Raw genomic sequence first — 25,111 nt, forward strand, 5'->3', positions numbered from 1 at the left:
GTTCACCGGTCTTGCCGGGGCCAGTGGTCGGCCCAGCTGTTCAGCTGAGTTGACTGGCTGGCCTACAATTTCCATTAACTAGCGCTTTGTTGTGCCCATCACAAGGGCCTGCAAGGTGGGGCCAACGTTGTCCCTTCCATACGCACGATCTCGAGGAAGGACGTCTCCCATGACCCATCTTCATAACCCCGGATGGTCCGAAAAAATCGAACCCCAGGGTGCCATGTCTCCGTTCAAGCGCTTCGCTGCGCTGCCGGAGGCGCAGGGTCTCTACAACCCTGATGCGGAGAAGGACGCCTGCGGCCTGGCCATTATTGCCACGCTCCGCGGGGAACCGGGATACGACATCGTGGAAGCGGCCCTGACCGCCCTCCGCAATCTCGAACACCGCGGCGCTGTCGGCGCCGACGAGGGAACCGGTGACGGCGCGGGCCTGCTCATGCAGATCCCCGACGAGTTCTTCCGCGCAGTGGCTGAATTCGAACTCCCGGCGCCCGGCCAGTACGTCGTCGGTACCGCATTCCTTCCTGCCGAGTCACGTGAAGCTGCGACGGCGAAAGCCGGCATCGAAGCATTGGCCGCCGATGAGGGCCTCAGGGTCCTCGGCTGGCGCGAAGTGCCTGTGGTCGCCGACCTGGTCGGTGCCATGGCACGGGCATGCATGCCGTACTTCTCCCAGCCCTTCCTGGCCTCTGCTACCGGCGAGCAGCTGGAGCGCAATGAGCTGGACTCCCGTGCCTGGCGGATCCGCAAGCGCGCGCAGAACAAGTTCGGCGTCTACTTCCCGTCGCTCTCCTCGCGGACCATCGTCTACAAAGGCATGCTGACCACGGCGCAGCTCGAGCCGTTCTACCCCGATCTTTCGGACAAGCGCTTCAAGACGAAGCTTGCGATCGTCCACTCGCGCTTCTCCACCAATACGTTCCCGTCATGGCCCTTGGCGCAGCCGTTCCGCACCATTGCCCACAACGGAGAGATCAACACGGTCAAGGGCAACCGCAACTGGATGCGTGCCCGCCAGTCGCAGCTGGCCAGCCCGCTGTTGGGCGACACCCCTGAAGAGCTGTACCCGATCTGCACCCCCGGCGCCTCGGACTCGGCATCCTTCGACGAGGTGGCCGAACTGCTCTGGCTCTCCGGCCGCCCCATTACGCACTCGATCATGATGATGATCCCGGAGGCGTGGGAGAACCACGCCACCATGGATCCGGCACGCCGTGCGTTCTACGAATACCACTCCCTGCTGATGGAACCCTGGGACGGTCCTGCCGCAGTGTCCTTCACCGACGGCAACCTCGTCGGCGCCACCCTGGACCGCAACGGCCTGCGTCCTGGCCGCTACTGGATCACCGAAGACGGCCTTGTTGTCTTCGCATCCGAGGTGGGCGTTATTGAAGTCGAGCCCTCCAACGTCGTGAAGAAGGGCCGCGTTGCGCCCGGCAAGATGTTCCTTGTGGACACCGAAGCCGGCCGCATCATCGATGACTCCGAGGTCAAGGCAGAGGTAGCAGCTGCGAACCCGTGGGCCGAGTGGCTCAAGGACAACCTGATCGACATCAACGAGCTCCCCGAGCGCGAACACGTCCTGCACACCGCAGCGTCGGTCAACATCCGCCAGCGCACCTTCGGCTACACCACCGAAGAGCTCAAGATCCTGCTCGGGCCCATGGCCCGCACCGGCGCCGAACCCCTCGGCGCCATGGGATCCGATACCCCGGTTGCTGTGCTGTCCAAGCGCCCCCGCCTGCTGTTCGACTACTTTGTGCAGTCGTTCGCCCAGGTGACCAACCCGCCGCTGGATGCCATCCGCGAGGAACTCGTGACCTCGCTGAAGTGTGCCATCGGCCCGAACGGCAACCTCCTGGACGGCAAGCAGGTCCGCCAGCCGCAGATCTCCCTGCCGTTCCCGGTGATCAACAACGATCAGCTGGCCAAGATCGCGAACATCGAAAACCCCGACGGCGACCGCATCGCCATGAAGGTACGCGGCCTCTACCGCCCCGAAGGTGGAGAAGCTGCGCTGCGTGCCCGGCTGACCGAGATCTGCGAACAGGTTTCCGGTGCCATCAACCGCGGCGTCCAGTACATCGTGCTCTCCGACCGCGACTCGAACGCCCAGTGGGCCCCCATTCCGTCGCTCCTGCTGGTCAGCGCCGTGCACCACCACCTGCTCCGCAGCGCGAACCGCACCAAGACGGCGCTCGTGGTGGAAGCCGGCGACGTCCGCGAGACCCACCACGTGGCAGTGCTGATCGGTTACGGCGCCTCCGCCGTGAACCCGTACCTTGCCATGGAGTCGGTGGAACAGCTGATTGCCAACGGCGACGTTGTTGGAGTGACGCCCGAAGATGGCGTCTACAACCTCATCAAGGGCCTCGGCAAGGGTGTCCTGAAGATCATGTCCAAGATGGGCATTTCCACGGTGGCTTCCTACACCGGCGCCCAGACCTTCGAGGCACTGGGCCTGTCCCAGGAACTCGTGGACGAATTCTTCTCCGGCACCCACTCCCAACTGGGAGGCGTCGGCTTGGATGTCATCGCCGCGGAAGTTTCCGCACGGCACCAGATGGCCTACCCCGACGGCGGCATCGAACAGCCGCACCGTCCGCTTCTGGGTGGCGGCGAGTACCAGTGGCGCCGCGACGGCGAACCGCACCTCTTCAACCCGGAGACGGTGTTCCGCCTGCAGCACGCCACCCGCGAACGCCGGTACGACATCTTCAAGTCCTACACCAAGGGCGTTGACGACCAGTCCGAGAACCTGATGACGTTGCGCGGCCTGCTGAAGTTCAAGGCCGGCGTCCGTCCTTCGGTTCCGCTCGAGGAAGTGGAGCCCGTCTCCAGCATCGTCAAGCGTTTCTCCACGGGTGCCATGAGCTACGGCTCCATCTCCAAGGAAGCGCACGAGACACTGGCGATCGCCATGAACCGCCTGGGCGCCAAGTCCAACACGGGCGAAGGCGGCGAGGACGTCGAACGCCTGCTTGACCCGGAGCGCCGCTCTGCCATCAAGCAGATTGCGTCCGGCCGTTTTGGCGTGACCAGCCTCTACCTGACCAACGCCGACGACATCCAGATCAAGATGGCCCAGGGTGCGAAGCCCGGTGAAGGCGGCCAGCTGATGGCACAAAAGGTCTACCCGTGGGTGGCCCGGACCCGGCACTCCACGCCCGGCGTCGGACTTATCTCCCCGCCCCCGCACCACGACATCTACTCGATCGAAGACCTCGCGCAGCTCATCTACGATGCCAAGCGCGCCAACCCTTCGGCCCGGGTGCATGTGAAGCTTGTTTCGGAAGTCGGGATCGGCACTGTGGCGTCCGGCGTCACCAAGGCGAAGGCCGACGTCGTGCTGGTTTCAGGGCACGACGGCGGTACCGGCGCCTCGCCGCTGAACTCGCTCAAGCATGCGGGTGTGCCGTGGGAACTCGGCCTGGCCGAGACCCAGCAGACCCTGATGCTCAACGGCCTCCGCGACCGTGTTGTGGTCCAGGTTGACGGACAGCTTAAGACCGGCCGCGACGTCGTGATCGCTGCACTGCTGGGCGGTGAGGAGTTCGGCTTTGCCACCGCTCCGCTGGTGGTTGAAGGCTGCATCATGATGCGCGTCTGCCACCTGGACACCTGTCCCGTGGGCGTTGCCACGCAGAACCCCGAACTCCGTGCGCGCTTCAACGGCAAGCCCGAGTTCGTGGTCAACTTCTTCGAGTTCCTCGCAGAAGAAGTCCGCGAAATCCTGGCTGAGCTCGGCTTCCGCAGCCTCGAAGAGGCGATCGGCCACTCCGAGGTCCTGGATACCCGCGACGCGATCGACCACTGGAAGGCAGACGGACTGGATCTCGATCCGATCCTGCACGGCCTCGAATTCGACGACGACGTGCCGCTGCGCAACATGGTGGGCCAGAACCACGAGCTGGACAAGCACTTCGACCAGCGGCTGATCACCATGGCACAGGAAGCCCTGAGCGACCGCATGCCCGTGAAAATCACCCTGGACGTCATCAACACGGACCGTTCCGTGGGCACGATGCTGGGCCACGTGGTGACCAAGACGTTCGGTACGGACCTCTTGGCAACCGACACGATCGACGTCACCCTCAACGGCACCGCCGGGCAGTCGCTTGGCGCGTTCCTTCCGGCCGGTATCACCCTGCGCATGTTCGGCGATTCCAATGACTACGTTGGCAAGGGCCTGTCCGGTGGACGCATCATCGTCCGCCCCGACCGCACCAACGTGTTCCAGGCGGAGCGGAACGTCATTGCCGGCAACGTCATCGGATACGGTGCGACCAGCGGCGAGATGTTCCTCCGCGGTCAGGTGGGCGAACGCTTCTTGGTCCGCAACTCCGGTGCGACAGCCGTCGTCGAAGGTATTGGCGACCATGGTTGCGAGTACATGACCGGTGGCCAGACGCTGATCATCGGACGCACCGGGCGTAACTTCGGTGCCGGAATGTCCGGAGGCACCGCCTACGTGCTGGACCTGCAGCCCGAGCGTGTCAACAAGGACGCCCTGGACTCCGGCGAGCTCCAACTCCTGGAGCTCGATGCCGAAGACCGCGACATCGTGCACGGCCTCCTCACCAAGCACCTTGAGGAGACCGAATCCGTCCTGGCCGGCCGTCTGCTCGAAAACTTCGACGACACCGCCGCCCGCATCACCAAGGTACTGCCGCGCGATTACGCTGCAGTCCTGCAAACCCGACTCAACGCCATCGAAGAAGGCCTCGACCCCGACGGCGAAGAAGTATGGTCTCGAATCCTGGAGGTAACCGGTGGCTGATCCACGCGGATTTCTGAAAGTCCGGCAGCGCGAAACGCAGCCACGCCGTCCCGTTCCCGTCCGCATCATGGACTGGAAAGAAGTGTACGAAGCCCAGGAAAAGGGCGTCCTGAGGAGCCAGGCCGGCCGTTGCATGGACTGCGGCATTCCCTTCTGCCACCAGGGCTGCCCGCTGGGGAACCTCATCCCCGAGTGGAACGACCTCATGTGGCGGGACAAGGGTGAAGAGGCGATCGAGCGCCTCCACGCCACGAACAACTTCCCCGAGTTCACGGGCCGCCTGTGCCCGGCGCCGTGCGAAGCCTCCTGCGTGCTCGGCATCAACCAGCCGGCTGTCACCATCAAGCAGGTTGAGGTCTCCATCATTGATGAGGCCTTCGACAACGACTGGGTGCACCCGCTTCCGCCCACCCGCCTCACCGGCAAGACGGTCGCCGTTGTTGGTTCTGGCCCGGCGGGCCTGGCAACTGCCCAGCAGCTGACCCGCGTTGGCCACACCGTTGCCGTCTACGAGCGTGACGACAAGATCGGCGGCCTGCTCCGCTACGGCATCCCCGACTTCAAAATGGAGAAGGAACAAGTTGACCGCCGCCTGGAGCAGATGAAGGCCGAAGGCACCCGTTTCCGTACCGGAGTGGCCGTTGGTACCGACGTCACCTGGGAGCAGCTCCGCCGTCGTTATGACGCCGTGGTTGTTGCTACCGGTGCCACCGTTCCCCGCGACCTGCCCATCCCGGGCCGCGACCTTGACGGCGTCCACTTCGCCATGGATTACCTCGTCCCGGCCAACCGTGTGGTGGCGGGGGAGAACCCCGCGAACCACATCGATGCCCGCGGCAAGCACGTGGTGATCCTTGGTGGCGGCGACACCGGCGCCGACTGCATCGGTACCGCGCACCGCCAGCAGGCAGCATCCGTGACGACGCTCGCAATCGGCAAGCAGCCGCCGTCGGAGCGTGCCGCGCACCAACCGTGGCCGACGTTCCCCACGCTTTTCGAGGTGGCCAGCGCCCACGAAGAAGGCGGCGAACGCACGTACCTGGCGTCCACCGTTGAGTTCGTTGGCGAAAACGGCAAGCTCACGGGCGTGAAGGTTGCCGAGACAGAATTCGTTGACGGCAAGCGTCTCCCCAAGGCCGGAACCGAGCGGGTCATCCCCGCGGACCTCGTGTTCCTCAGCCTTGGTTTCACCGGCCCTGAACCGGCCGGTATCACCGAACAAGTAAGTGCAGAGTTTGACGGTCGTGGCAACGTTGCCCGCGATGGCTACTACATGACGAACACCGAGGGCGTGTTTGTTGCCGGCGATGCCGGGCGTGGCCAGTCTCTGATTGTGTGGGCCATCGCGGAAGGCCGTGCTTGCGCGGCCGCCGTGGATAAATTCCTCATGGGAAGCACCATCCTGCCGGCGCCGGTCGCCCCCACAGACCGGGCAATCGCGGTCTTATAGCGCCGGAAGGAACTTTCTTTTACTCAATCAGCAGCACACTACTTAGGGTAGGTATATGAGACGCGCGAAAATTGTGGCAACATTCGGCCCGGCTATTTCCAGCTTCGACAACACCCTCGCGGTGCTGGAAGCCGGCGTTGATGTTGCGCGTATGAACATGAGCCACGGCGACTACTCCGTGCACGACAACACCTATGAGAACGTCCGCAAGGCTTCCTCGCAGCTGCGCAAGCCGGTAGCGATCATGGCTGACCTCCAGGGTCCCAAGATCCGCTTGGGCCGCTTCGTGGACGGACCGCATGAGTTGGCTGTTGGTGACACCTTCACCATCACCACCGAGGACGTTCCGGGAACCAAGGACATCTGCTCCACCACGCTGAAGAGCCTCACCGAGGACGTCAACGTGGGAGACGCCCTGCTGATCGACGACGGCAAGGTCGCGCTCCGCGCGATCGAGGTTGACGACGTCAAGGTTGTTGCCACCGTGACCGTGGGCGGCAAAGTGTCCAACAACAAGGGCATCAACCTCCCCGGCGTTGCCGTGAACGTTCCTGCCTTGAGCGAGAAGGATGAGGACGACCTCCGCTGGGCGCTCAAGCGCGGCGTCGACCTGGTTGCCCTCTCCTTCGTGCGTGACGCTGCCGACATCAAGCGCGTCCACGAGATCATGGACGAAGAAGGCCGCCGCGTGCCGGTCATCGCCAAGATCGAAAAGCCGCAGGCCGTGGACCAGCTCCACGAGATCATCGATGCGTTCGACGCGATCATGGTTGCCCGTGGCGACCTCGGCGTTGAGCTTCCGCTCGAAGAGGTGCCGATCGTCCAGAAGCGCGCCATCGAACTGGCCCGCCGTTGGGCCAAGCCGGTCATCGTGGCCACACAGGTCCTCGAGTCCATGATCGATAACCCGCGTCCGACGCGTGCCGAGGCTTCCGACTGCGCCAACGCAGTGCTCGACGGCGCCGACGCAGTGATGCTCTCCGGCGAGACGTCAGTGGGTCAGTACCCGATCGAAACCGTCAAGACCATGGCCCGGATCATCGAATCCACCGAAGAACACGGCCTGGAACGCGTCCCCCCTCTGGGCACCAAGCCCCGCACCCGCGGCGGCGCCATCACCCGTGCAGCCGTCGAAATCGCCGACCAGCTGGACGCCAAGTACATCTGTACGTTCACGCAGTCCGGTGACTCCGCGCGTCGCCTTTCCCGCCTGCGCCCGGTGAAGCCCGTCTTCGCCTTCACGCCGGTGGAGCACGTATGGAACCAGTTGGCCCTCACCTGGGGTATCCGCCCCGTGCTGGTCTCCATGGTTGGCCACACCGACGAGATGACCGCCCAGGTGGACAAGAGCCTGCTGGACATGAAGCTCGTGGACGAAGGGGACCTGGTGGTCATCGCTGCCGGTTCGCCTCCCGGACAGGCCGGCTCCACCAACTCGCTCAAGGTCCACAAGGTGGGCGACCTCGCAGACACCTCCAAGGTCTCCGGTTCGCGCAAGGAACCTGTTGGACCGTGGCCTGAAGACGAGACCAAGAACAAGGCCTAGTCTTCGTAGTGGCTTGGCAGGACCCCGCCTTTTTGAAGGCGGGGTCCTGTTTTTTTGTTTAAGGCGCGACGGCGGGTGGGGGCTGTGTTGCTTTGGCGGCGGCTGGTGACGTTGCCGCTTTGGTGGCGGCCGCCGTCGGGCGTGTATTTGGGCACGCAAAAGGCGGCCTCCCGGATGGGAAGCCGCCTTTCCCGGCGTTAGTTGACCTGGTTGATGATGGTCTCGGCAACCTCGCGCATGCTGAGGCGGCGGTCCATGGAGGTCTTCTGGATCCAGCGGAAAGCCTCGGGTTCGGTGAGGCCCATCTTGGTGGTCAGGAGGCTCTTGGCGCGCTCCACAAGCTTGCGGGTGGCGAACTGCTCCTGGAGGTCCGAGACCTCGTTCTCGAGCGCCTTGATTTCCTCGTGGCGGGAAAGGGCGATCTCGATCGCGGGGACCAGGTCCGCCGGGGTGAAGGGCTTCACGACGTACGCCATGGCGCCGGCGTCGCGGGCGCGCTCCACCAGTTCCTTCTGGCTGAAAGCCGTCAGGAGGACCACGGGAGCGATCCGGGCCTTAACGATCTTCTCAGCTGCGGAGATGCCATCCATCACCGGCATCTTGACGTCCATGAGGACGAGATCCGGCTTCAGTTCCTCGGCCAGTTGCACGGCCTTCTCGCCGTTGTCCGCCTCACCGACGACGTCGTAACCCTCGCCCTTCAAAATCTCGATAATGTCCAGTCGGATGAGGGTCTCATCCTCGGCAACGACGACGCGTCGGGCCGGCTGGGCTGCGGGTGCGGACTCCGTCTGTTCTGTCACGGGATCTCCTTGCAAAGGTTCGGCGGGTTCATGTCCATCTTAGTGCGGGCGCATCCAGGGCAGGTTTTGTTGCACGCGGCGCGTCCGGTTCTTTGAAACAGCCTATCTGCATGTAGAGTAGTTTCGCGTGCTGGGAACGGATCGCGTTGCTCACAGAAATGGAGCCGCTTTCAACCCGGTATCTCCGCGCCCGAGTGGCGGAATTGGCAGACGCGCCGCACTCAAAATGCGGTATCGAAAGGTGTGTGGGTTCGAGTCCCACCTCGGGCACTGTATTGTCGCAGGTCAGGGGCCTAAACGGCCACTGACTGTTGACAAAACCCCTAAAAGTGTGTACAGCGGCGTAGCGTTTTATGCATGGCCAGCATCTCTACACGTACCAAAAAGGACGGTTCTCAGTCCTTTATGGTCCGCTGGCGGGACCCCAAGACGGGCAAGGCTCAAGGCCTCACAGTGGCCAGTGAATCCGAAGCAGAAACGCTCAAACGGCTGCTCGACGCTAATGGGCAAAACTTCGAAATCGCGCAGCACGCGATCCTCACAAACCAGAAGCGTGTGCCGACCGTCGGTGAGGTTATTCAGGAACACATAGACCTGCTCATCCGGCCCTCGAGCGGAACGGTGAAGACGTATCAGACCATGCTCGATCTGCATGTGAAGAAGGTCATCGGCCACGTGCCCGTCGACAAGCTGGACTATCGACTCATCGCCTACTGGGTGAAGTCGATGATGGCCAAGGGCCGCTCACCGAAGACGATCAAGAACGTACACGGCTTGATTTCCGCGTCGATGAACACCGCGGAGATGCTCGGCTACATCACTCGCAATCCATGCCGCGGCGTGCAGCTGCCGAGCGTCGAGAAGGCTGAGGACGAGTTGATGTTCCTCACCCATGCTGAGTTCGGACTGATCATGGACGGCATGGGGGAGCGGTACCGGGATTTCACGAACTTCCTGGTGATGACCGGGACGCGCTTTGGGGAGGCCACGGCACTAACGGTCGCGGATATCGATTTGCTGGGGACGCCGGCCACAGCTCGGATCAATAAGGCGTGGAAGCGGGACGGGAAGAACCAGTTCTATATCGGGCCAACGAAGACGGGCGCAGGCAGGAGGACCATCGGGTTGAACCCTGCTCTCGTGGACCTCTTGATTCCTCTGGTGGCTGGACGCCCGAGCAGCGATCTGCTGTTCACGACGCCGAAAGGGGAGCGGATCGTTCACAAGCTGTTCTGGCACCACTACTGGATGCCGGCGGTCAAAGCTGCGCAGGAGCGCGGCCTGCGCAAGAATCCGCGGATTCACGACCTGCGGCACACACATGCCTCGTGGCTGATTCAGGACGGTATCCCCATTTTCACGATCTCGCGTCGGCTGGGGCACGCATCGACCAGAACTACTGAGGGCGTATATGGGCACCTCATGCCGGAAGCCTTGCAGGCCGGGGCGGATGCTACAGAGCGGTCGGTGTCGGCGTTCATGCGGTGATTTGGCCGGGCTCGCTGGAGGTCTCTTAGGAAGCCAAGCGGTTGCGGGCTCTAGTCCCTATGAGCCGAGCGTTGGTGTTGCTCCGCTCATGGACATCGGGTGCCGGGTGGGAGCTGGGCAATATCTCACTAATCCTGGCGATCTCGGCAATGTGCTCAGACGTGAAGACAATCTTGCCCTTGCCCCAACAGGCATGCGGGAAGCGTCCCGCAGCAGCGCCGTCACGTAGCCATCCTTCGCTGCAGCGCATGAGAGCTGCAGCTTCCGCAGGTTCGAAGAATTCCAAGTCCACATCGATCCGATCTCGTCGTGTTGTACCCAACAGTTCATTTGCTGTGTTCCGCAAAAGGACATGACGAGATGGCAAGCGCTGAACAGCCGCTGACACAGCTTGTCCTTGCCCAGACCTTGCGCCATCAGTGTCGAGAAAATCGGACAGAGCATCTCGGCACTGTCTCGGCTGGAGCTTTCGGAGAGGATCTTGGCGTGACAGGGAAGAACATCGGAAACGCAGAGTCACAGGGTAGATCTTTAGGCTGCGTCTCGCGAGAGTGAGATAGCTTGCACCGCAGTCTTTCCACTCAGAACCTGGTAGGCACCGACCGCCGGTAAGGTCAGCCGCAAGGCACACCTGCACCGGAAAGACGAGCGCGAAAAGTCGCGATTTCAGAGCCTCCCGTTCCTGATTTGCGGCTCCGCACTGGCATCGGTTGCCTTGGCCGGCTGTAAGTCGTAGGGGCGATGTGACTGGTGGCGCGTTGCAAGACCTTGCAGAAACCTGCACGGACTTTGCGGCGCTGCATGAGGCTGACACATTCTGACGCCAAATGGCAAGCAACAAGGCCATATGAAAAGCTAGCCCCGTCGAAGGGGAGTACTAAAATGTACGACAATGCTTTCACTCAGGCCCAGGCTGCTGAGCTGCTGCAGGGAATGGTGCAGGCGCCGGTGTCAACGACACCGCCTCAGAATGGGGCCTGGGCCAACGTTGACGGTCCCTCGCTCCTTTCGGCGGCCAGCTCCCTTCAGCTGATTTCGTCCAATGCGCATTTCTTGACCCGCCTCCAAAGGTTGGCGGCTGCCGCTGCCCGTATTCCGGAAAATCCGAAGGCGCAACGGCTCTCGTCGTCACTGGTCAAGAAGCTGTTGGCGGACCCGTTCGTGTCCGGTTCCGACGTGCTCGCTCAGGAAGACCCGTATGAGGGCATTTACGTTGCAGAGGTTCCTTATACCGGCGGGGCCCGACTTGTCATCGAAGGGATCTCTGAAGGAGGAGGCGCACGGATCGCCTCAACACTGCTTTCCGCTGTTAGCGGTGCGGCCGACGGTGTGTTTCCTGAGGGCTATGTTGTCCGCGTCAAGGCTCTGGCAAGGTGCCTCCTTGACCTCAGCCACACCGTTTGCGTGTCGGCAGGGTTGGAACGCGGGTCCACAACATTGGATCGAGGTCGCGCGGTGACCGTTCCGAGCGCGGGCCGGCTTGCTGCACTGTCGCACCATGTTCGGTTCGATGTGAACCGGCTGTGGGCGGATCTACCTGACTATGTGCGCGAGTACGTATCCGACATGCTCGTTCAGGACACAGCAGATGTGCCTGCGTGGCGTGAGGGCGAAGTGATTGACGACGGCATTATCCTCAAGCCGCTGATCCGGTCCGGCAACAGCCTGGTTCTCGCCTCACCCGGGCACCTGATGGCATGCCTGCGCCACCACATCATTAGTGAAAGCCACGAATGGGGCTGCTCTGAAGCCTTGGCCACAGCCTTGTGCGAGGCTACAGCGCACGGGGCCTGGTCGCTGCTATCCGGGATGTGTGAAGAACCCTTGGAAGTGACAGCGTCGAGTCAGGGGTACATCCGCAGCGTGGGCACCTTCGACCAAGACAAGACCCTTGACCTTATCTGCCTCGTGGATGATCTTACCGAGTACGACCAGTCCACAATCTTCCAACCGTGGCAAGCACCCGCCCTTTCCGAACGGGTCCACGAAATCTTCGCGGCAGCTGATTCCGCCCCCGAAAAGACGCTGCGCATTGTGGTTTATCAGGGCGTGGGCAGGGACATGATGTTCGGGATCCCGAGCTCGGATACCCCGGCGCCGACGTTGTTCCTACCGTTTGATGACCTCGAAGTGATTCTCCAGAGCCCGGGAACTGACCGGATGACGCTCTGGTACTTCGCAGTTTCCTGGGAACGCCTGGAAAGGGAAGTACATGTCCTGCACTTCTCGGCCGTTGACGTGTTCGCGTTCTACCGCGAACATCACGACAGCTTCTACATTGACGATGGCGTCAGGCCGGGCATGATCAGCTTTGACCCCGGCTATGGGCAGAAACTTCGGATCGACAATTACAGAAGAATCAATCGTCACTGGGTGATCGACCCCCAAACCAGGGTTTTATCCGAGGCATACGCCGTCCATGGCCGCAGGTCATCACCGGTACATCTGGTTGTCGGCTCAAAGCAATCCGCCATGATCGTCGACACGGGTGAAATCCACGTGTGGGTTCGTCTTGCACGAACCACTCAACGCCACGGGGCGACCTCAACCTACGATCTCGGCCAGGCGGTGGCGTTTTGGGCATGGCAGCTGCTTATGGCGAGTCCGGCATTGCTCGCACCGCGGTCCGTCGATGGCCGGGCCGTCGAAATCGAAGTGGCATTGCACGAACCCGGCAGCGGAGCCCAAACGCTCGAGGAGCCGTGGATTTCGGTGCAGGAGGAATCTTCCGGGCGACTGACTCTGAGATTTGGAGACCTTCCACCGGCTGACGACAATGCCCCTATGAACTACCTCGACCGGGAAATGGTCAAGTCGTTGCTGGAAGCCCTGGTGCCTGCGGCGACCGAAGGTTCGACAACAAGGGATGAACTGTTGGAAAGAGTGGCTCCCGCAGGGCCTAAGCAAATGATCCATGTCTACGGTGGCGGCGCGGACGAGGTAGTGCTCCCCGGCAACTTGCCGGAGGCGCGCAGGCTGCAGTCGGCCCCGGTGGCCAGACTACTGGACGATTTGGGCCACTATTTGACGAGCGTTATGGGCCTCGCGCCCGGTCCCATCGAAAAGGATCAACGAACAGCATTCCTCAACGAAAAGGTCACCAGATGGTTGATGGACAACCTCCACGACACCGTCGGGCAGCTGAACAGAGAGGGTTTGCTGGAGAAGTTGATCACCTTGGATGAAGCTCTGGCCTCTGAAACGGCACGTGAGCCCGCCCAGCTACGCGCCCGATTGGCTTGTTTTGGGCCCCGAGACGATCAGGTGCAGACACTGCAGAAGCATCAAAGCACAGCCGTGGCCTCATCCTTGGCAAGCCGATTCATCATTGAATACGTCACAGCATTCACGCCTTCCGGGACCCTGCCGCTGACCGACGAAACTTACGACCACTTGTTGGCCCTGGGCAGCGAAATCATCAATAAGGGCATGCTGTCGGACGCCCTGCGGCACAACATCTCGGACGCCGAGATCGGCGTCCTGGAGTCTGGTCGGCTTGGAATTTCCCGGGATGAGGATAAGTATCACGCCGCTCTCACTCATTTCGGAAACACCAGGGCCCACGACACGTTTACTGTGGCTGTAGCGGGCCTGCAGGAGTCCTCCGATGACAGCACGGATCCGCTGGAAGAAGCAGACTTCCTAGCGGAAGGTGAGTTCGGCTTCAGTTACACCGACCTAGCCCAAGCGTGTAGACAGATCATCGCGCTCGGGGATGACGGTGCATTCAAAGACGTGGTGAAGGTGCACGAGGATGACGTTCGCGAGGTACTGAAGACAGAACTTGGTTGGCAGGACACGAAGGTGGAGGCACTTCTGGCCGCAGCTAGTTTGAGCCACACAGCAACCACTGCCGAGGAATACTGGAGAAACGGTACCCAGGTGTTTCCTTGGCGGTTCAATCGAGACCTGTCCTATCTCAGGCGCCCCCTCTTGCGTAGAGTTTCGCCTGGAGGAACTGAACTGGTTTCCGGTCGTCGACGACTGTGGCAGACGGCATCCTTTTGGCTCGAACAGTTCAAGACCGGCAGGCTGCAGGCCAAGACCAAACCCATGAAGGCGGCCCTCAACAAGATCAGAAGCGCTAAAGGTGACTCCTTTGAACTGGCGGTCGCCGCCTCCCTCACTGCAGCCGGGCTCAGCGGCGTCAGAAGTCGACTGAACAGGGTCGGCCGTCACGATTTCAGGAACATCGACGGTGCCGACCTTGGGGACATCGACGCCATCGGGGTCGACCAGCAACACCGGCAAATCTACGTTGTTGAGGCCAAGGACTTCGAAGTGGCACGAACTCCTGCTGAACTCGCCAACGAAATCGACAATCTACTGTTATCCGACAAAGCCGCGGTCAAGCGGCTTGCTTTGAGGGCGGACTGGGTACGGCGCCACATCCCGACAACGCTCACAGAACTGGGCGTCACGGCACAGAAGGGCAGTTGGACCGTGGTCCCGCTAGTAATCGTTGATGAACGCCTGTTGTCGGCTCGGCTCTCAAGTTCCGAATTTCCGATACTGGGTATTGCAGAAGTGGAGACATACCTGCGCCGAAACGACCGGCCCGCGAGACGCGGACGGTGATGCGCCACCCGGCCGGGGGCGCTGTGCGCGCAGATTCTCGGGAAGCTCCCGATATCCCGTTGGATCTGAAGATGGGCCCCGAGCCTGTGGGCGGCCAATCACGACTAGAGTGACCGGACCGCTTTTTGGTGCGTGCGGTGCAAGTGCACGTTCGATCCAATGTAGGAGCTCGCTACTGGCGTGTTGCTAGAGACAGCCCGACAGGAGCGGGATCGGGAGTCCATCTAGTGGCGGCCTGGCTGGTGCTCTCCCAAGACCGAGATCGCCCTGCCTGCATTAGCTGCCCGTCCGGCAGGCCGGCCTCCGACAAGCAAGGAGTTGAGCCCGGGCCCGTCAGCCGACGTGGAATTCCTTCGACTCCTCCTTGCCGTCCTCTGTCCACAGGACCCGGACAATCGGCTGGCCGGCGCCGAACATCATCACTATGGGAAATTTTCGCATTTGCTCCCGATGGATGGTTGCTGGGCCGTCGTCGCTCCCAGCCAGGACCAGGCCCGCGTCAGGGTTGGCGACCTCAACGCGGACATTCTCGGCGTCCTTACCGCCCTTGTTTGTGATTTCCAGCCATCGGCGGGTGGTGTATTGCTGTTTGCCCTGCCGACTCAGCTCTTTCGGTTCGCGGGCGTCGCGGGGTTGCACGAGAAGGTCCACCCCAGCGGTGGGTTTAGGGGTGTTCGGCATTCCTAGAGCAAGTTGTGCCAAGTCGAACTCGATGGCTTTCCAGACTTCGTGGCTCAGTTCGTTGGGCGTGCTGAATTCCCCAAGGAGGCCCTTCTTCAAAAGCGCATTCTTGAAATCGCGCACGGCGGCTAACTGATCTACATCCACGTCGTTGGGCAGCGGGCCATTTGAGAAGTAAACGTGGACATGCTTGCCCTGCTGTTCGGCGCGTTCGATCTCCTCGACGGTGCCCGAGATGGCCTCCCCGGTGGGGCTGCCCAGACGGCTGCCGAAGAGTGCGAACACAATGTCGGACTGATCGACACCCTGGGCGTTGATGAGTGCCTGCGGCCGATCTCCCAGGGTGGGAACAGCGTTGTCCTCCCAGCGCCACGGCAGCAACACAATCTGGCGGTTGCGCGAGTGTGCCACGTTCCAGCTGCTGATCGCCTCTTCGACAGCATCCCGGGCTTGGGGCAGGTCGGAGGGAGAAGCGATCATCACACTAAGAACATTCGCGGGGTATGTCATGTCCAAAGCCTAAACGTCCTTTCCTGAGGCGCCAGGCTCAGTTCGCTCGCAGCCAACAGCATCGTCACACTTCGCCTGACAAGCGCGTCGACCGTCAACGGTCGTGGCCAGGTGCTTCGGGCCACCTGTGGCAATGTTGTTTCAGTTCGACGGCGCGGAACCATCGTGGGACTCTGGACATGTCCAGAGTAGGGGCGTTCAATGGGACTAAGGGTTCGCTACGGGCTCGATATGCGCCTTTCGCGTGGGCCGAGAACGAACCAAATGAACGCATCACTGGGGATGCTCATGGACGACTTCACATATCCCTCTGGCCAATCGCCGGCGGAACGCGCCGCGAATGCCTTCGATGCGTTACAGCTCCCAGCCCACTTGAACCTGGAAAGGCTTGTCGAAGTGGTCGAGGGTGTCCGGCATCGTCCCATTCAGATCGAAGCCGCGGGTGTACTAAATGGCGGTTCGCTTTGTGGTCTGTGGCTTTCAACTGACGATGTCGAGATCATCTTGCATGCGGTCAGTCCGTCCGGACTCCACAGACAGCAGTTCGTACTCCACGAGTTGGGGCACATGGTCTTAAGGCACGACGAATTAGTCGTCCCAGCCGACTACATCGAAGTCCTCTTTCCAAACCTTCCGGTGGGTCTAGTCTCTCGTGTGTTGGCCCGGAGCAGCTTCACCGATGACCTGGAGGCCGCTGCGGAATCGCTGGCAGATCTCTTCGCCGCAGCAATCCGGAACAGTGCCAGGGAGCCGCGGTCGTTCGAGAAGGTCTTCGAATGATCCAGATTGTGGCCGCAGTTCTGATTTGGCTACTCGTCATCTGTCTCCTCCCTGGAACCAGGAGGCGGCGAGATCACAGCGTGCTGACGGCCGCGATCACGATTTCAGTTTCGCTGACGCTTAACATCGATCAGGTCTACTTGGGGATTGATTCTGCCTTGGGCGGCCGCAACCTTGTGGACCTGTTGGCCAACATATCCATGGTCGTGGGCATCTACTTCCTCTCGAGAGCTATCATCCGGGCGGCGACGGCAGATGAGACGGTCGGAAAAGGAGACCGGGCTGGTCTAATTCTCTTGGCCGGGGTGATCCTGGGTCTCGCAGCCAGCTTCGGCGCCGTCGTCACTCAGGGCAGTTCGACTCGATTCATGGTGGATTTCGGTGACCAGCCGGCTGCTGCCCTCTACTCATCAATCCAGTTCTTATACATCGGCTACGTGGTTGGCGTTACCGGTGTTACGTGCTTCCACTTTCGCGGTGACATGTTGATGCCCTACTTCCGTAGGGCATTTACGTGCATCGGGGTTGGCTGCGTCTTTGCCGTTCTCCTTGTAATCCTGGTGCTGGTCATGGACATTCTGCACCTGCAAGGGCGCCTGGATGCTATGCGTGCGATCTCGCCCGTTTATGACGCGGCGGTCATTGCCGCCATGTTCTTCCTCTGCTTAGGTCTGGGCATACCGCCTGTTGCGCGTCGAGTTCTCCGCTATAGGGAGTCCGTGACCGAGGACGAGTTGGTCAGCAGCCTCACGAAAATCTGGGAAAAGACAACAAAGAAACGGCAAGACGTTCGGCTCGTGCGAGGCACCGAAATGATCAGCCAACAGGACCGGGCACAAAGACTCCATAGAATGCTTGTTGAAGTACAGGACGCCCTGTTAGTCGAGCCCGGTTTAGGCAGCTCCTTGGACATCCATGACCTCAATGTTCTGAACGCTGCAGAGAACTACCTCGCGGGACCGATCGTGCGCCAAGTTCCAGTTCGTCGACGGAAGGGGGAGCGAGCGACATGACGGATGATGCAACTTCCTCCGAAACCCCTCAGGCCAGATTGGCTCGGAAGCTCAACCTATTGCTGGACCTCTACGAGGCCGGGGAATCGGAGGCATTGACCTACCCCGAGATTAATCGGCACATGAGTAAGCGTGGAACGCCACTTTCCCGCTCCCGCTGGGCGTACATGCGCAGCGGGGACAGCTCACTGGCGACCGATCCCATGCTGCTTCGCAATCTTGCAGAGTTCTTTGGAGTGGATCGTGACTATCTCTTGGACGATGCCGGCGAGATCCCAAAGCTTGTAGACGCTCAACTGGAACTTCTTCGCACCCTGCGTGAGTCACGTGTGCGGAACTTCGCTGCTCGTCAGTTGCAGGGGATTTCTCCGGAAACCCTGGTGCGGCTCCGCCAAGTGATCGACGAACGCAAGAGGGCCGAGGGGGTGGACGATGCCGACAGCCACCAGTCGTAGGGCCATAAGGGTCGGAGTTCTTGCTGCATCAGGGGCCTTGCTTGCAGGCGTCTCCGGTGCAGCCTACTTCGCTCGTCACGTCGTAGTACCAAATTACAGCCGTCGTGAGGGTCTGGACGTTCGGGCTGTTCACACCAATGGGGACGGATCTCTAGAAATCGAACTCCCCGCTACGGAACAAACGAGAGCGCCGGGACGATACAGCCTGTGGTTTGAGCAGGGGACGGGCCACGCATGCCTCGGACCGGTCGTTGTCTCCCACCCTGACCGAAACTCAGTAGTCCGGGTAGTTGAGCGAGTGGACTCGGGGGACCTTGAACAAGCCAAGGCAGGTATATGGAGTGGGTACGTTTACTCGAAACCGGAGCAACTTGAACTGCCGTATAGGGACGTTTGGATTCCAGTCGACAACGGTGTCGCCCCAGCGTGGAGGTTCGATCCGCCGGCCAGTGTCGACGACGCATCCGGTGTCTGGGCCATCCATATCCACGGAATGGGGGGCAAGAGGGCCGGAACTCTTCGCGGAATACCCATCGCGAGGCGTCTGGGAGTGACGTCGCTGGTAGTCTCGTTCCGCAACGACGGCGATGCGCCGCCGTCGTACGATGGCCGCTACAACCTCGGCCAAAGCGAGTGGCGCGATGTCGATGCCGGCATCAACTACGCCATTTCCAATGGCGCTGAACGCATTGTCCTTTTTGGATGGTCACTGGGCGCTTCCATCGCCCTTCAAGCAGCGGCCCTGTCGCCGAGTTGCTCGCGAGTAGCGGGGATGGTTCTCGACGCGCCAGTCTTCGACTGGCGAACGACCCTGGCATCGAACGCCAAGGCGGCCGGACTTCCTCGGCCACTTGTGCATGTGGGCTTCACCATTCTTCGATCCAAGGCCCTCCGGTGGGTGACCGGCCTTGCTGAACCTATATGTCTCGATTCCCTGGACTGGTTGGCGCGAGCAATTGAACTGGACAAACCGATTCTCGTACTCCATGGAGAGAAGGACGCCACAACGCCCTTCGAAGCATCCAAGAAAGCTGCCAGTCTGAGGCCGGACCTAGTCAGATTGGTGGAGTTTGAAGCTGAGGGCCACTCTCTGGAGTGGAATGTCGACCCCGAAAAGTGGGAGCGATCGGTCGAGGAGTGGTTCTACGGTCTCCCGCTGGCTGGCTCTAGTCCTGAACAAGCGGGATCGCAGTCATAGGAGGCATTTGCACTGAGTACTGGGCGGCTAGGTCAATGAGCTGACACTCGACGAATGAGGCGTGAGCGGAGTAACGCTCGTCGGCCAAAGCCTGAATGTAACCAGCCGACTCAAGGACGATGAGATGACGCCGAACCGTTGCTCGAGAAGCTTGAAGTCCCGACGCTAAAACGCCGGGGGATGATGGCCCGCTTCTGATGAGAAAGCGAAGGATCTGGCTCCGTGTTCGGTTCATCAAGATGGATGTCGACATTCAAACCACGGCTCGCGATTGTGGAGGCTGATGCTGTAGACGGGTCTACAGCATCAGGATACGCCTCATGTAGGCAGCGGACTAGATTCAAGGTGGGGTTGATTGTTTAGTCACTGCGCTCGCGGAATACTGAGGGCAGCAGCAGTATTTCTATTGGAACGAGGCAGTGGAGTATGCCGGCAAAAGACGCTAGCCGCAACGGCGAGTTGTCGCCGCAGGCTACCCTTGCCCGCCGGCTAAACCTGCTGCTCGACGTCGTTGTGGCCGAGAGGGGTTCGCCCGTCACTTTCAGGGAGATTGAGGCCGGACTCCGGTCTCGAGGCATCAAGATCTCTCGAGCAAGATGGTTCTACATGAAGGATGGAACAGGCCGCCTGGTCAGCGATCCGCAGCTGCTTGCCGCTATCTGCGAGATGTTCGACGTCGATCCCTCCTATTTGCTAAACGGCGTCGAAGGCGACGTTCCCGAACGCATCGACTCGCAGTTGGAGTTTGTGAAGTCACTGAGGGCAGCCCGGGTGAAGTCATTCGCTGCTAGGACGCTCGGGGACGTCTCGCCGGAAACGCTTCGCGCAATCTCCGAGTATCTGAACAAAGACATCGAGTTGCACCCGAATGGGGAGCGTGCCGCGGCTACTCCTCCAAGACATACCGGAGATGGGCGTCCAGCAACTCCTTGATGCGGGCAGGATTGGCCGAGTATCGGGGGGAGCGGCCGTGACGCCGCCCAGCCTCCACATCGACCTCAATGGCGCCGACCTGTTCAAGTGCGATGAGGTGTTTGGCTACGCTGGGCTCGCCGGCGCTGACGGCTGCGACGATGTCCCCTCTGGACGCAGGACCATTTGCCGTCAGAAACCTCAGAATTTCGTTCCGTGAGCGGTTCCCGAACGTCGCCACGGCGGCTTCAACGTCAGGCGACCAGGCGTCGTCGTGAGGCTGCGTAATCCGTGGCATGGCTCCATTCTTGCTGAACAACATGCAAAAAGTAAGAACTTGGGTCTTGACGATACTTTAATTACCTTTGACAATAGTTTTTAGAAGCTTGTGTTGTGGTCAGTGTCGTTACTGCCACGTCGAGTCGCCACATCGGGTGACGCTGGAGATATTCGAATCCGTTAGTCGAAGCGGTGAGAGCCATGAGCCTGGAACACCTGGCGGGCAACGCTGAAATAGAGAACTTAAACTCATCCCCGGTGGACATTTCGCTGCTGAGTCCGGTGACACCGGACCTGCGAGTCTCCGTCGACCAAATGATGGGAGCGGTTGAAGGCGTGCGTCGCTACGTCATCTCACACTTGGCCCGGATCGGCCGCTCGTGCGATGTGGACGACGTCATGCAAGACATCAGGATGGCTGTCTGGGACGGGGTGGCACGCGGAAACTACCGACAGATCCCTGGAGTTCCGTTCGAGGCCTGGGTGCAAGGCGTCACCGGGAATGTCTGCGCAGCGCACGTCCGCAGAGAACTCGGCCACAAGACGCTACCGCTGCTTTTGGATCCGGGCAACGGTGAGAGCTCGGGCATTCTCCAGCAGCTAACCGTGCTCGTCGTGTCCCGTGATTACCGCGAGGCCGAGGAGATCGTCGATCAAGAATGGGCGCACATGGTTCTAGGGCTGACTCGGGCCGCTGTGTCAGCTCCGGTATGGCGCCTGGCAGTGGGCAGCCTTACCGAGCCAAGACGATACGCCCCTCCGTCGCCGCAAGACCGTCGCCGCTGGAATGCAGTCACCGCGGTTCGGCAGACTGCAAAGACAATAAGCCAAGCGTTGGAGGTAGATCCCGAAGCTGTGCACGACATGCCCGGTCTGTGCCGGCACGCCGTTGGTTGTCTGCCGAGTCCGCTGCTGCGGGGAGTAGCCGAAGCAATCGTTCTGCCCGAACATCACGGCGTCGAACGGCAGGTTGCAATAGCGGCGGTTGCCGAGCAGTTCAAAGTCACTGATCGATATGTGGCGGTTCAAATCGGCACGGCCCGTCGCCTGTATCAAACGGCGTGGAGAGTCATTCGCAGTTCCATAACTTCGGCTGTTTGAGTCATGTTGCTCATTGGCGAGCTGAGCATGAACAGGCCAGGAGGAAAACATGGTTGAATCCCTTTTGCATGGGCGAAGAACTCGTCGGTGGTTATTTGGCCTGGCACTGGCGGCCATCCTTGGCGCATTCATTCTGGTTCTGGTCGCACCGCGGGAGTCCCCGTCAACGAGAGGGACCGATTTCCCATCGGCAGAGCCTCAAACCCGGAAGGCTCCACCGAGCGCTTCACCGACGCCTACGCCGAAACCAACGGGGCCAGCTGCGCTCTCTAAAGTGCCGGCGTCCGTTCCGCCTGTCACGGCCGATTATCGGGCGCTTGCTTCCGCGGCCGCTGTGGCTATCTATAGCTGGGACACCCGAAGCTCGTCCTATACAGAGGTGTACGCTCGAATTCGGGCTTGGTGGTTCGTCCTCCCTGACGGATCGAATCCATTGGCCGTCTTCGTTCAGGAGTTTGAGGCAACGGGCATAAATGCGGGGTCCTACGCGACGCTTGCGGGCCAAGGCGCCTACAGGGTAGCCGCGTTCGAATCCATGGCGTGCGACAACGAACTCGTGAAAGTTCGCGAACGCCCGTCTCCGTGGGTGGGGCTTCATGTCTGCACGGTTCGACTCAAGGTCGTTGACCAGACAGTCAGTAGCAGCAATTCATACACAGCACCGGTCAGTGTCATAGCCAATTGCCCGCCGGCAGCGACCGCCCCTCCTGATCGGTGCCAAATGGTCGGCTTCTATGCTTCGACTAGCCGGATCGTTTACTGATGCCGCATCCGGCTTTGGCGATGGGCCTAGTCAGGCGCCGAACGCTTGTGCGGGCTGCATCCGCTGTCGTCCTCGTCATCGTGCTTTCCCTGACTGCTTTCTTCAGTGCCGCCGTTTTGGCCCTGCCGGGCGACAAGCCTGAATCACATGTTGGGTGTGTGTCGAGCAGCGGTGCTGTCACGCAAAACTTCCTCGAGAACAGTGGATCTCGGCCGGATGGTCAAGCCGTTGGACTCTCCACAGGGCAGATTGCTGTGGCACAGGGGTACATTTCCGTAGGGAAGCAACTTGGCGTTCCTCGTGAGGCGATGGTGATCGCCATTATGATGTCTCTCCAGGAGTCGACCCTCCGGATGCTGGCCAACGCGAATGTCCCTGCGTCGTTTCAGTTTCATCATGACGGGGTTGGGAGTGACCACGACTCAGTAGGTTCGGCACAGCAGCGGCCAGCGGCTGGATGGGGAACCGTTGCAGAGCTGATGGACGTTTCTTACAACGCACGGGCATTCTATGGCGGGCCTTCTGGACCGAATCAGGGTAGTCCTCGAGGTTTGCTGGATGTGCCGGGCTGGTCTGCCATGAGCAAGGGGCAAGCAGCCCAAGCAGTCCAAGTATCTGCGTTTCCAGAGCTCTATGCTCGATGGGAACCACAGGCGACAGCTATCGTTGACCTGCTCCAGGGTGGTACCACTGTCCGGACGTGCGCCACGGGGGAGAGCGGCATTCCTGAACCTGTTTCAGCAGAAGGCTTGTCTCAAATCCGACAGGACATTTTACGCTTCACGCAGACAGGTGTGGGCGGTGCTTACGTCTGGGGCGGTACGGCTTTCAAAGCCTGGGACTGTTCGGGATTTGTACAGTGGATTTATCGTCAAGTTGGTATCGAACTGCCACGAGTAGAGCAGTGGCGGGTCGGACGAATGACCGATAACCCTCAGGTCGGAGACCTTGTCGTGCAGAACCCTCAGGGTGCCTTTAACTGGGGGCACGTGGGAATTTACGCCGGGGAGGGGATGATGTATAGCGCGCTTAACCCGTCCGCGGGAACGCTTCTGCATCCAATTGATTGGAATCACGGCAGTGCCTACTTCGACCTGCTAGGGAGGCGGATATGAGCCTGGCTCCATTGGGCCAGAAGTTGCCGATGTGACACGGAGAGGATCCGCGGCGACGCCCAGGGTCCGAGACCTTGACGTTGCGGGTCCGTGCCCCACTCACTTCGTGTAGATTCACCACTACGCTGCCCTGTATGAATAGTCGTGGAAAAAACATAGATGCGTTCGGTCCGCCTATGCGAGGAAACTCGGGGCCGGTTGCCGGCTGGATAGCCGTTTTGCCTCCACGCCGCAACGGAAGGTCTGAACCAGTCGCTGCGAGACCGACCAGGCCAAGGGGGCATCTCCGAACTGATCAAACATCAGGAAGCAACCTCCTCGGCCCCATCCACTGACAGCTTGACCGAGTCTATGGTTGACTCCGTAAAGTCCCCACTTAAGACGAAACGGATCCCGTACAACTTGCTTGCGCGGATGACGTGGCGATTCCAGTCCTCGTAATACGAGTAAGAATCTGTGTTCTGCGCGTAGTACTCGGTTTTGTCGATGAATCCCTCGATGCCGCACTCTGCGTCGACCGTCACGCGGAGCGTCATTTCGTCCGCATCGCCAGTGCGGAAGACCTCGTGTTTAATCGTGCCGTTCTTGGGGGCGACCCCGTCGAAAGCTGCGTCGCTCAGCCCAGTGTTGATGGGAATGGTCGTGTACCCGTCGCCCTCATAGACGCCGATGGTGGGTTCGAGATCCTGGCCATCGAGAGCAATAAGGGCGTCATCGACAAGTTTCTCCAACCGATCGGTCGTGAAAGCTTGGTCAAACACGCGTAGTGAATCGATTAGGGGACTTATTTCGCGATGAGCAAGCAGAGCGCCTAGATCCTCGACTACATGAAACGGCAGATTGGGGTCGATCTCATCTCGCAGTTGGCTGTGCAGCGACATGTCTTTCCCAGCACAGAAGTCCTTGTAGTTTTTTGTAGTGAAGACAACAGCTCTGCCGGGGATGGTCACCTCGTTGCACACCTCGCGAATAGTCTCCCAGATGAGCGCATCCCGGAATCCTTTGCCCCCTTCGGTAAACGGTTTTCGGTGGTCAAGGTCTCGAGCGAGAAGATCCGCGACAGCGAGGTCCGGGTAGCATGGCGTCTCCACTTTTTGGCCGTGTAGGTACGCAATCATTGCGTCGGAGAATGCGGCCCTGCCTATAGGCGCAGGGCCCTCACTCCTTACTTCTGCGGGTGAAACGAGGAGGCCGAATGTCTGGGCGTCACCGATTGTGTCGTTGAAGCTTTTCACCGCATTACGCAATGACGAGCACCTGTCGTTGAACTCTTTCGCACCTTGGCGGGAGAGTTCCTGCACGACAACCCTCGGAATAATGGCCCTAATTAGGTTCATTTTGGAGAGAGTGAGCACGCTTTTTACATCCGGGTTCGAAAACGCTCTCAAACCATGCAGGGCATTCGCGTCGACGATAACTATAGGCTTCATGGTCAATAGGTTAGTGGCAGGATCTGCAACGCCAAATTCGAGTTAGGAGTGTTTTGTAACCTCGGCGTACGCAGGCGGTGTTGAGCGCGCTGATCTTGGATCCTCGGAACCCGACGTCCTAGTGGCATGGCTTGGCCTTCGCTGCATGCTCCTGGACATCCATCTTGTGGCTCATTGAGCAATAACTAGACTTTCGCATCTCTGTGTCTGTCCCGTCGACTCGTCG

Annotated in this window: 17 protein-coding genes and 1 tRNA gene; 13 read left to right on the forward strand and 5 right to left on the reverse strand. The window is 60.6% G+C overall.

Annotation, left to right across the window (positions count from 1 at the left end; translation table 11 throughout):
- The first annotated feature begins 169 nt into the window (after positions 1 to 169).
- Genes gltB through pyk form a run of 3 tightly spaced genes read left to right on the forward strand, consistent with a single transcriptional unit; the run spans position 170 to position 7,779 of the window.
- Entirely contained in the window at positions 170 to 4,783 is a 4,614-nt protein-coding gene (gene gltB / locus RI444_RS08450; RefSeq protein ID WP_207604832.1) for a glutamate synthase large subunit, read from the forward strand.
- Positions 4,776 to 6,233, forward strand: a complete 1,458-nt coding sequence (locus tag RI444_RS08455; RefSeq protein ID WP_021473051.1) for a glutamate synthase subunit beta — start codon at positions 4,776 to 4,778, stop codon at positions 6,231 to 6,233. Before gltB ends, RI444_RS08455 begins: the two co-directional genes overlap by 8 nt.
- Positions 6,234 to 6,288: 55 nt before the next feature.
- Positions 6,289 to 7,779 carry a pyruvate kinase gene (gene pyk / locus RI444_RS08460; protein WP_031216728.1) on the forward strand — a complete coding sequence of 497 codons (1,491 nt, stop codon included), beginning with the start codon at positions 6,289 to 6,291 and terminating at the stop codon, positions 7,777 to 7,779.
- 197 nt (positions 7,780 to 7,976) lie between these two features.
- On the opposite strand, the gene RI444_RS08465 is transcribed toward pyk, so the two are convergent.
- The gene (locus RI444_RS08465; protein WP_021473049.1) at positions 7,977 to 8,582 is read right to left on the reverse strand and encodes an ANTAR domain-containing response regulator; all 606 of its coding nucleotides are present in this window, start codon (positions 8,580 to 8,582) and stop codon (positions 7,977 to 7,979) included.
- A gap of 188 nt (positions 8,583 to 8,770) precedes the next feature.
- Here RI444_RS08465 and RI444_RS08470 point away from each other — a divergent pair.
- The 3 genes from RI444_RS08470 (at position 8,771) to RI444_RS08480 (ending at position 14,648) form a co-directional block, all read left to right on the forward strand.
- Positions 8,771 to 8,852: transfer RNA gene (locus tag RI444_RS08470), tRNA-Leu, on the forward strand.
- 87 nt (positions 8,853 to 8,939) lie between these two features.
- Positions 8,940 to 10,070 carry a tyrosine-type recombinase/integrase gene (locus RI444_RS08475; RefSeq protein ID WP_207604831.1) on the forward strand — a complete coding sequence of 377 codons (1,131 nt, stop codon included), beginning with the start codon at positions 8,940 to 8,942 and terminating at the stop codon, positions 10,068 to 10,070.
- A gap of 882 nt (positions 10,071 to 10,952) precedes the next feature.
- On the forward strand, positions 10,953 to 14,648 hold the full coding sequence (locus RI444_RS08480; RefSeq protein ID WP_207604830.1) for a hypothetical protein: 3,696 nt from the start codon (positions 10,953 to 10,955) through the stop codon (positions 14,646 to 14,648).
- 333 nt (positions 14,649 to 14,981) lie between these two features.
- Here RI444_RS08480 and RI444_RS08485 read toward each other — a convergent pair whose 3' ends face one another.
- The gene (locus RI444_RS08485) at positions 14,982 to 15,839 is read right to left on the reverse strand and encodes a DUF4062 domain-containing protein (RefSeq protein ID WP_207604829.1); all 858 of its coding nucleotides are present in this window, start codon (positions 15,837 to 15,839) and stop codon (positions 14,982 to 14,984) included.
- Between the two features lie 264 nt (positions 15,840 to 16,103).
- On the opposite strand from RI444_RS08485, the gene RI444_RS08490 reads away from it, so the two are divergent.
- From RI444_RS08490 to RI444_RS08505, 4 genes are all read left to right on the forward strand, one after another.
- On the forward strand, positions 16,104 to 16,619 hold the full coding sequence (locus RI444_RS08490) for a hypothetical protein (protein WP_316963885.1): 516 nt from the start codon (positions 16,104 to 16,106) through the stop codon (positions 16,617 to 16,619).
- Entirely contained in the window at positions 16,616 to 17,632 is a 1,017-nt protein-coding gene (locus RI444_RS08495) for a hypothetical protein (protein WP_207604827.1), read from the forward strand. Before RI444_RS08490 ends, RI444_RS08495 begins: the two co-directional genes overlap by 4 nt.
- Positions 17,629 to 18,087, forward strand: a complete 459-nt coding sequence (locus RI444_RS08500) for a hypothetical protein (protein WP_207604826.1) — start codon at positions 17,629 to 17,631, stop codon at positions 18,085 to 18,087. The genes RI444_RS08495 and RI444_RS08500 overlap by 4 nt, the downstream gene beginning before the upstream one ends.
- A 493-nt stretch (positions 18,088 to 18,580) precedes the next feature.
- Entirely contained in the window at positions 18,581 to 19,285 is a 705-nt protein-coding gene (locus RI444_RS08505; protein ID WP_242703266.1) for an alpha/beta hydrolase family protein, read from the forward strand.
- Here the strand turns inward: RI444_RS08505 and RI444_RS23075 are convergent.
- Positions 19,254 to 19,538 (reverse strand): winged helix-turn-helix domain-containing protein, encoded by a 285-nt coding sequence (locus RI444_RS23075; RefSeq protein ID WP_207604824.1) that lies wholly within the window; start codon positions 19,536 to 19,538, stop codon positions 19,254 to 19,256. The two genes, RI444_RS08505 and RI444_RS23075, sit on opposite strands and share 32 nt — an antisense overlap.
- Positions 19,539 to 19,711: 173 nt before the next feature.
- On the opposite strand from RI444_RS23075, the gene RI444_RS08510 reads away from it, so the two are divergent.
- Positions 19,712 to 20,218 carry a hypothetical protein gene (locus RI444_RS08510; RefSeq protein WP_197493587.1) on the forward strand — a complete coding sequence of 169 codons (507 nt, stop codon included), beginning with the start codon at positions 19,712 to 19,714 and terminating at the stop codon, positions 20,216 to 20,218.
- On the opposite strand, the gene RI444_RS08515 is transcribed toward RI444_RS08510, so the two are convergent.
- Positions 20,172 to 20,495: an ArsR/SmtB family transcription factor gene (locus tag RI444_RS08515; protein WP_064722929.1), complete on the reverse strand. Its 324-nt coding sequence runs from the start codon at positions 20,493 to 20,495 to the stop codon at positions 20,172 to 20,174. The two genes, RI444_RS08510 and RI444_RS08515, sit on opposite strands and share 47 nt — an antisense overlap.
- A 182-nt stretch (positions 20,496 to 20,677) precedes the next feature.
- On the opposite strand from RI444_RS08515, the gene RI444_RS08520 reads away from it, so the two are divergent.
- Together RI444_RS08520 and RI444_RS08525 are read left to right on the forward strand one after the other, a co-directional pair.
- On the forward strand, positions 20,678 to 21,577 hold the full coding sequence (locus RI444_RS08520) for a sigma factor (RefSeq protein ID WP_207604823.1): 900 nt from the start codon (positions 20,678 to 20,680) through the stop codon (positions 21,575 to 21,577).
- 843 nt (positions 21,578 to 22,420) lie between these two features.
- On the forward strand, positions 22,421 to 23,455 hold the full coding sequence (locus tag RI444_RS08525; RefSeq protein ID WP_242703100.1) for a C40 family peptidase: 1,035 nt from the start codon (positions 22,421 to 22,423) through the stop codon (positions 23,453 to 23,455).
- Positions 23,456 to 23,757: 302 nt separating this feature from the next.
- Here RI444_RS08525 and RI444_RS08530 read toward each other — a convergent pair whose 3' ends face one another.
- The gene (locus tag RI444_RS08530) at positions 23,758 to 24,885 is read right to left on the reverse strand and encodes a PIN domain-containing protein (protein WP_207604822.1); all 1,128 of its coding nucleotides are present in this window, start codon (positions 24,883 to 24,885) and stop codon (positions 23,758 to 23,760) included.
- Between the last annotated feature and the right edge of the window lie 226 nt (positions 24,886 to 25,111).

Source organism: Paenarthrobacter sp. AT5 (assembly GCF_032764245.1).
GTDB lineage: Bacteria > Actinomycetota > Actinomycetes > Actinomycetales > Micrococcaceae > Arthrobacter > Arthrobacter ureafaciens.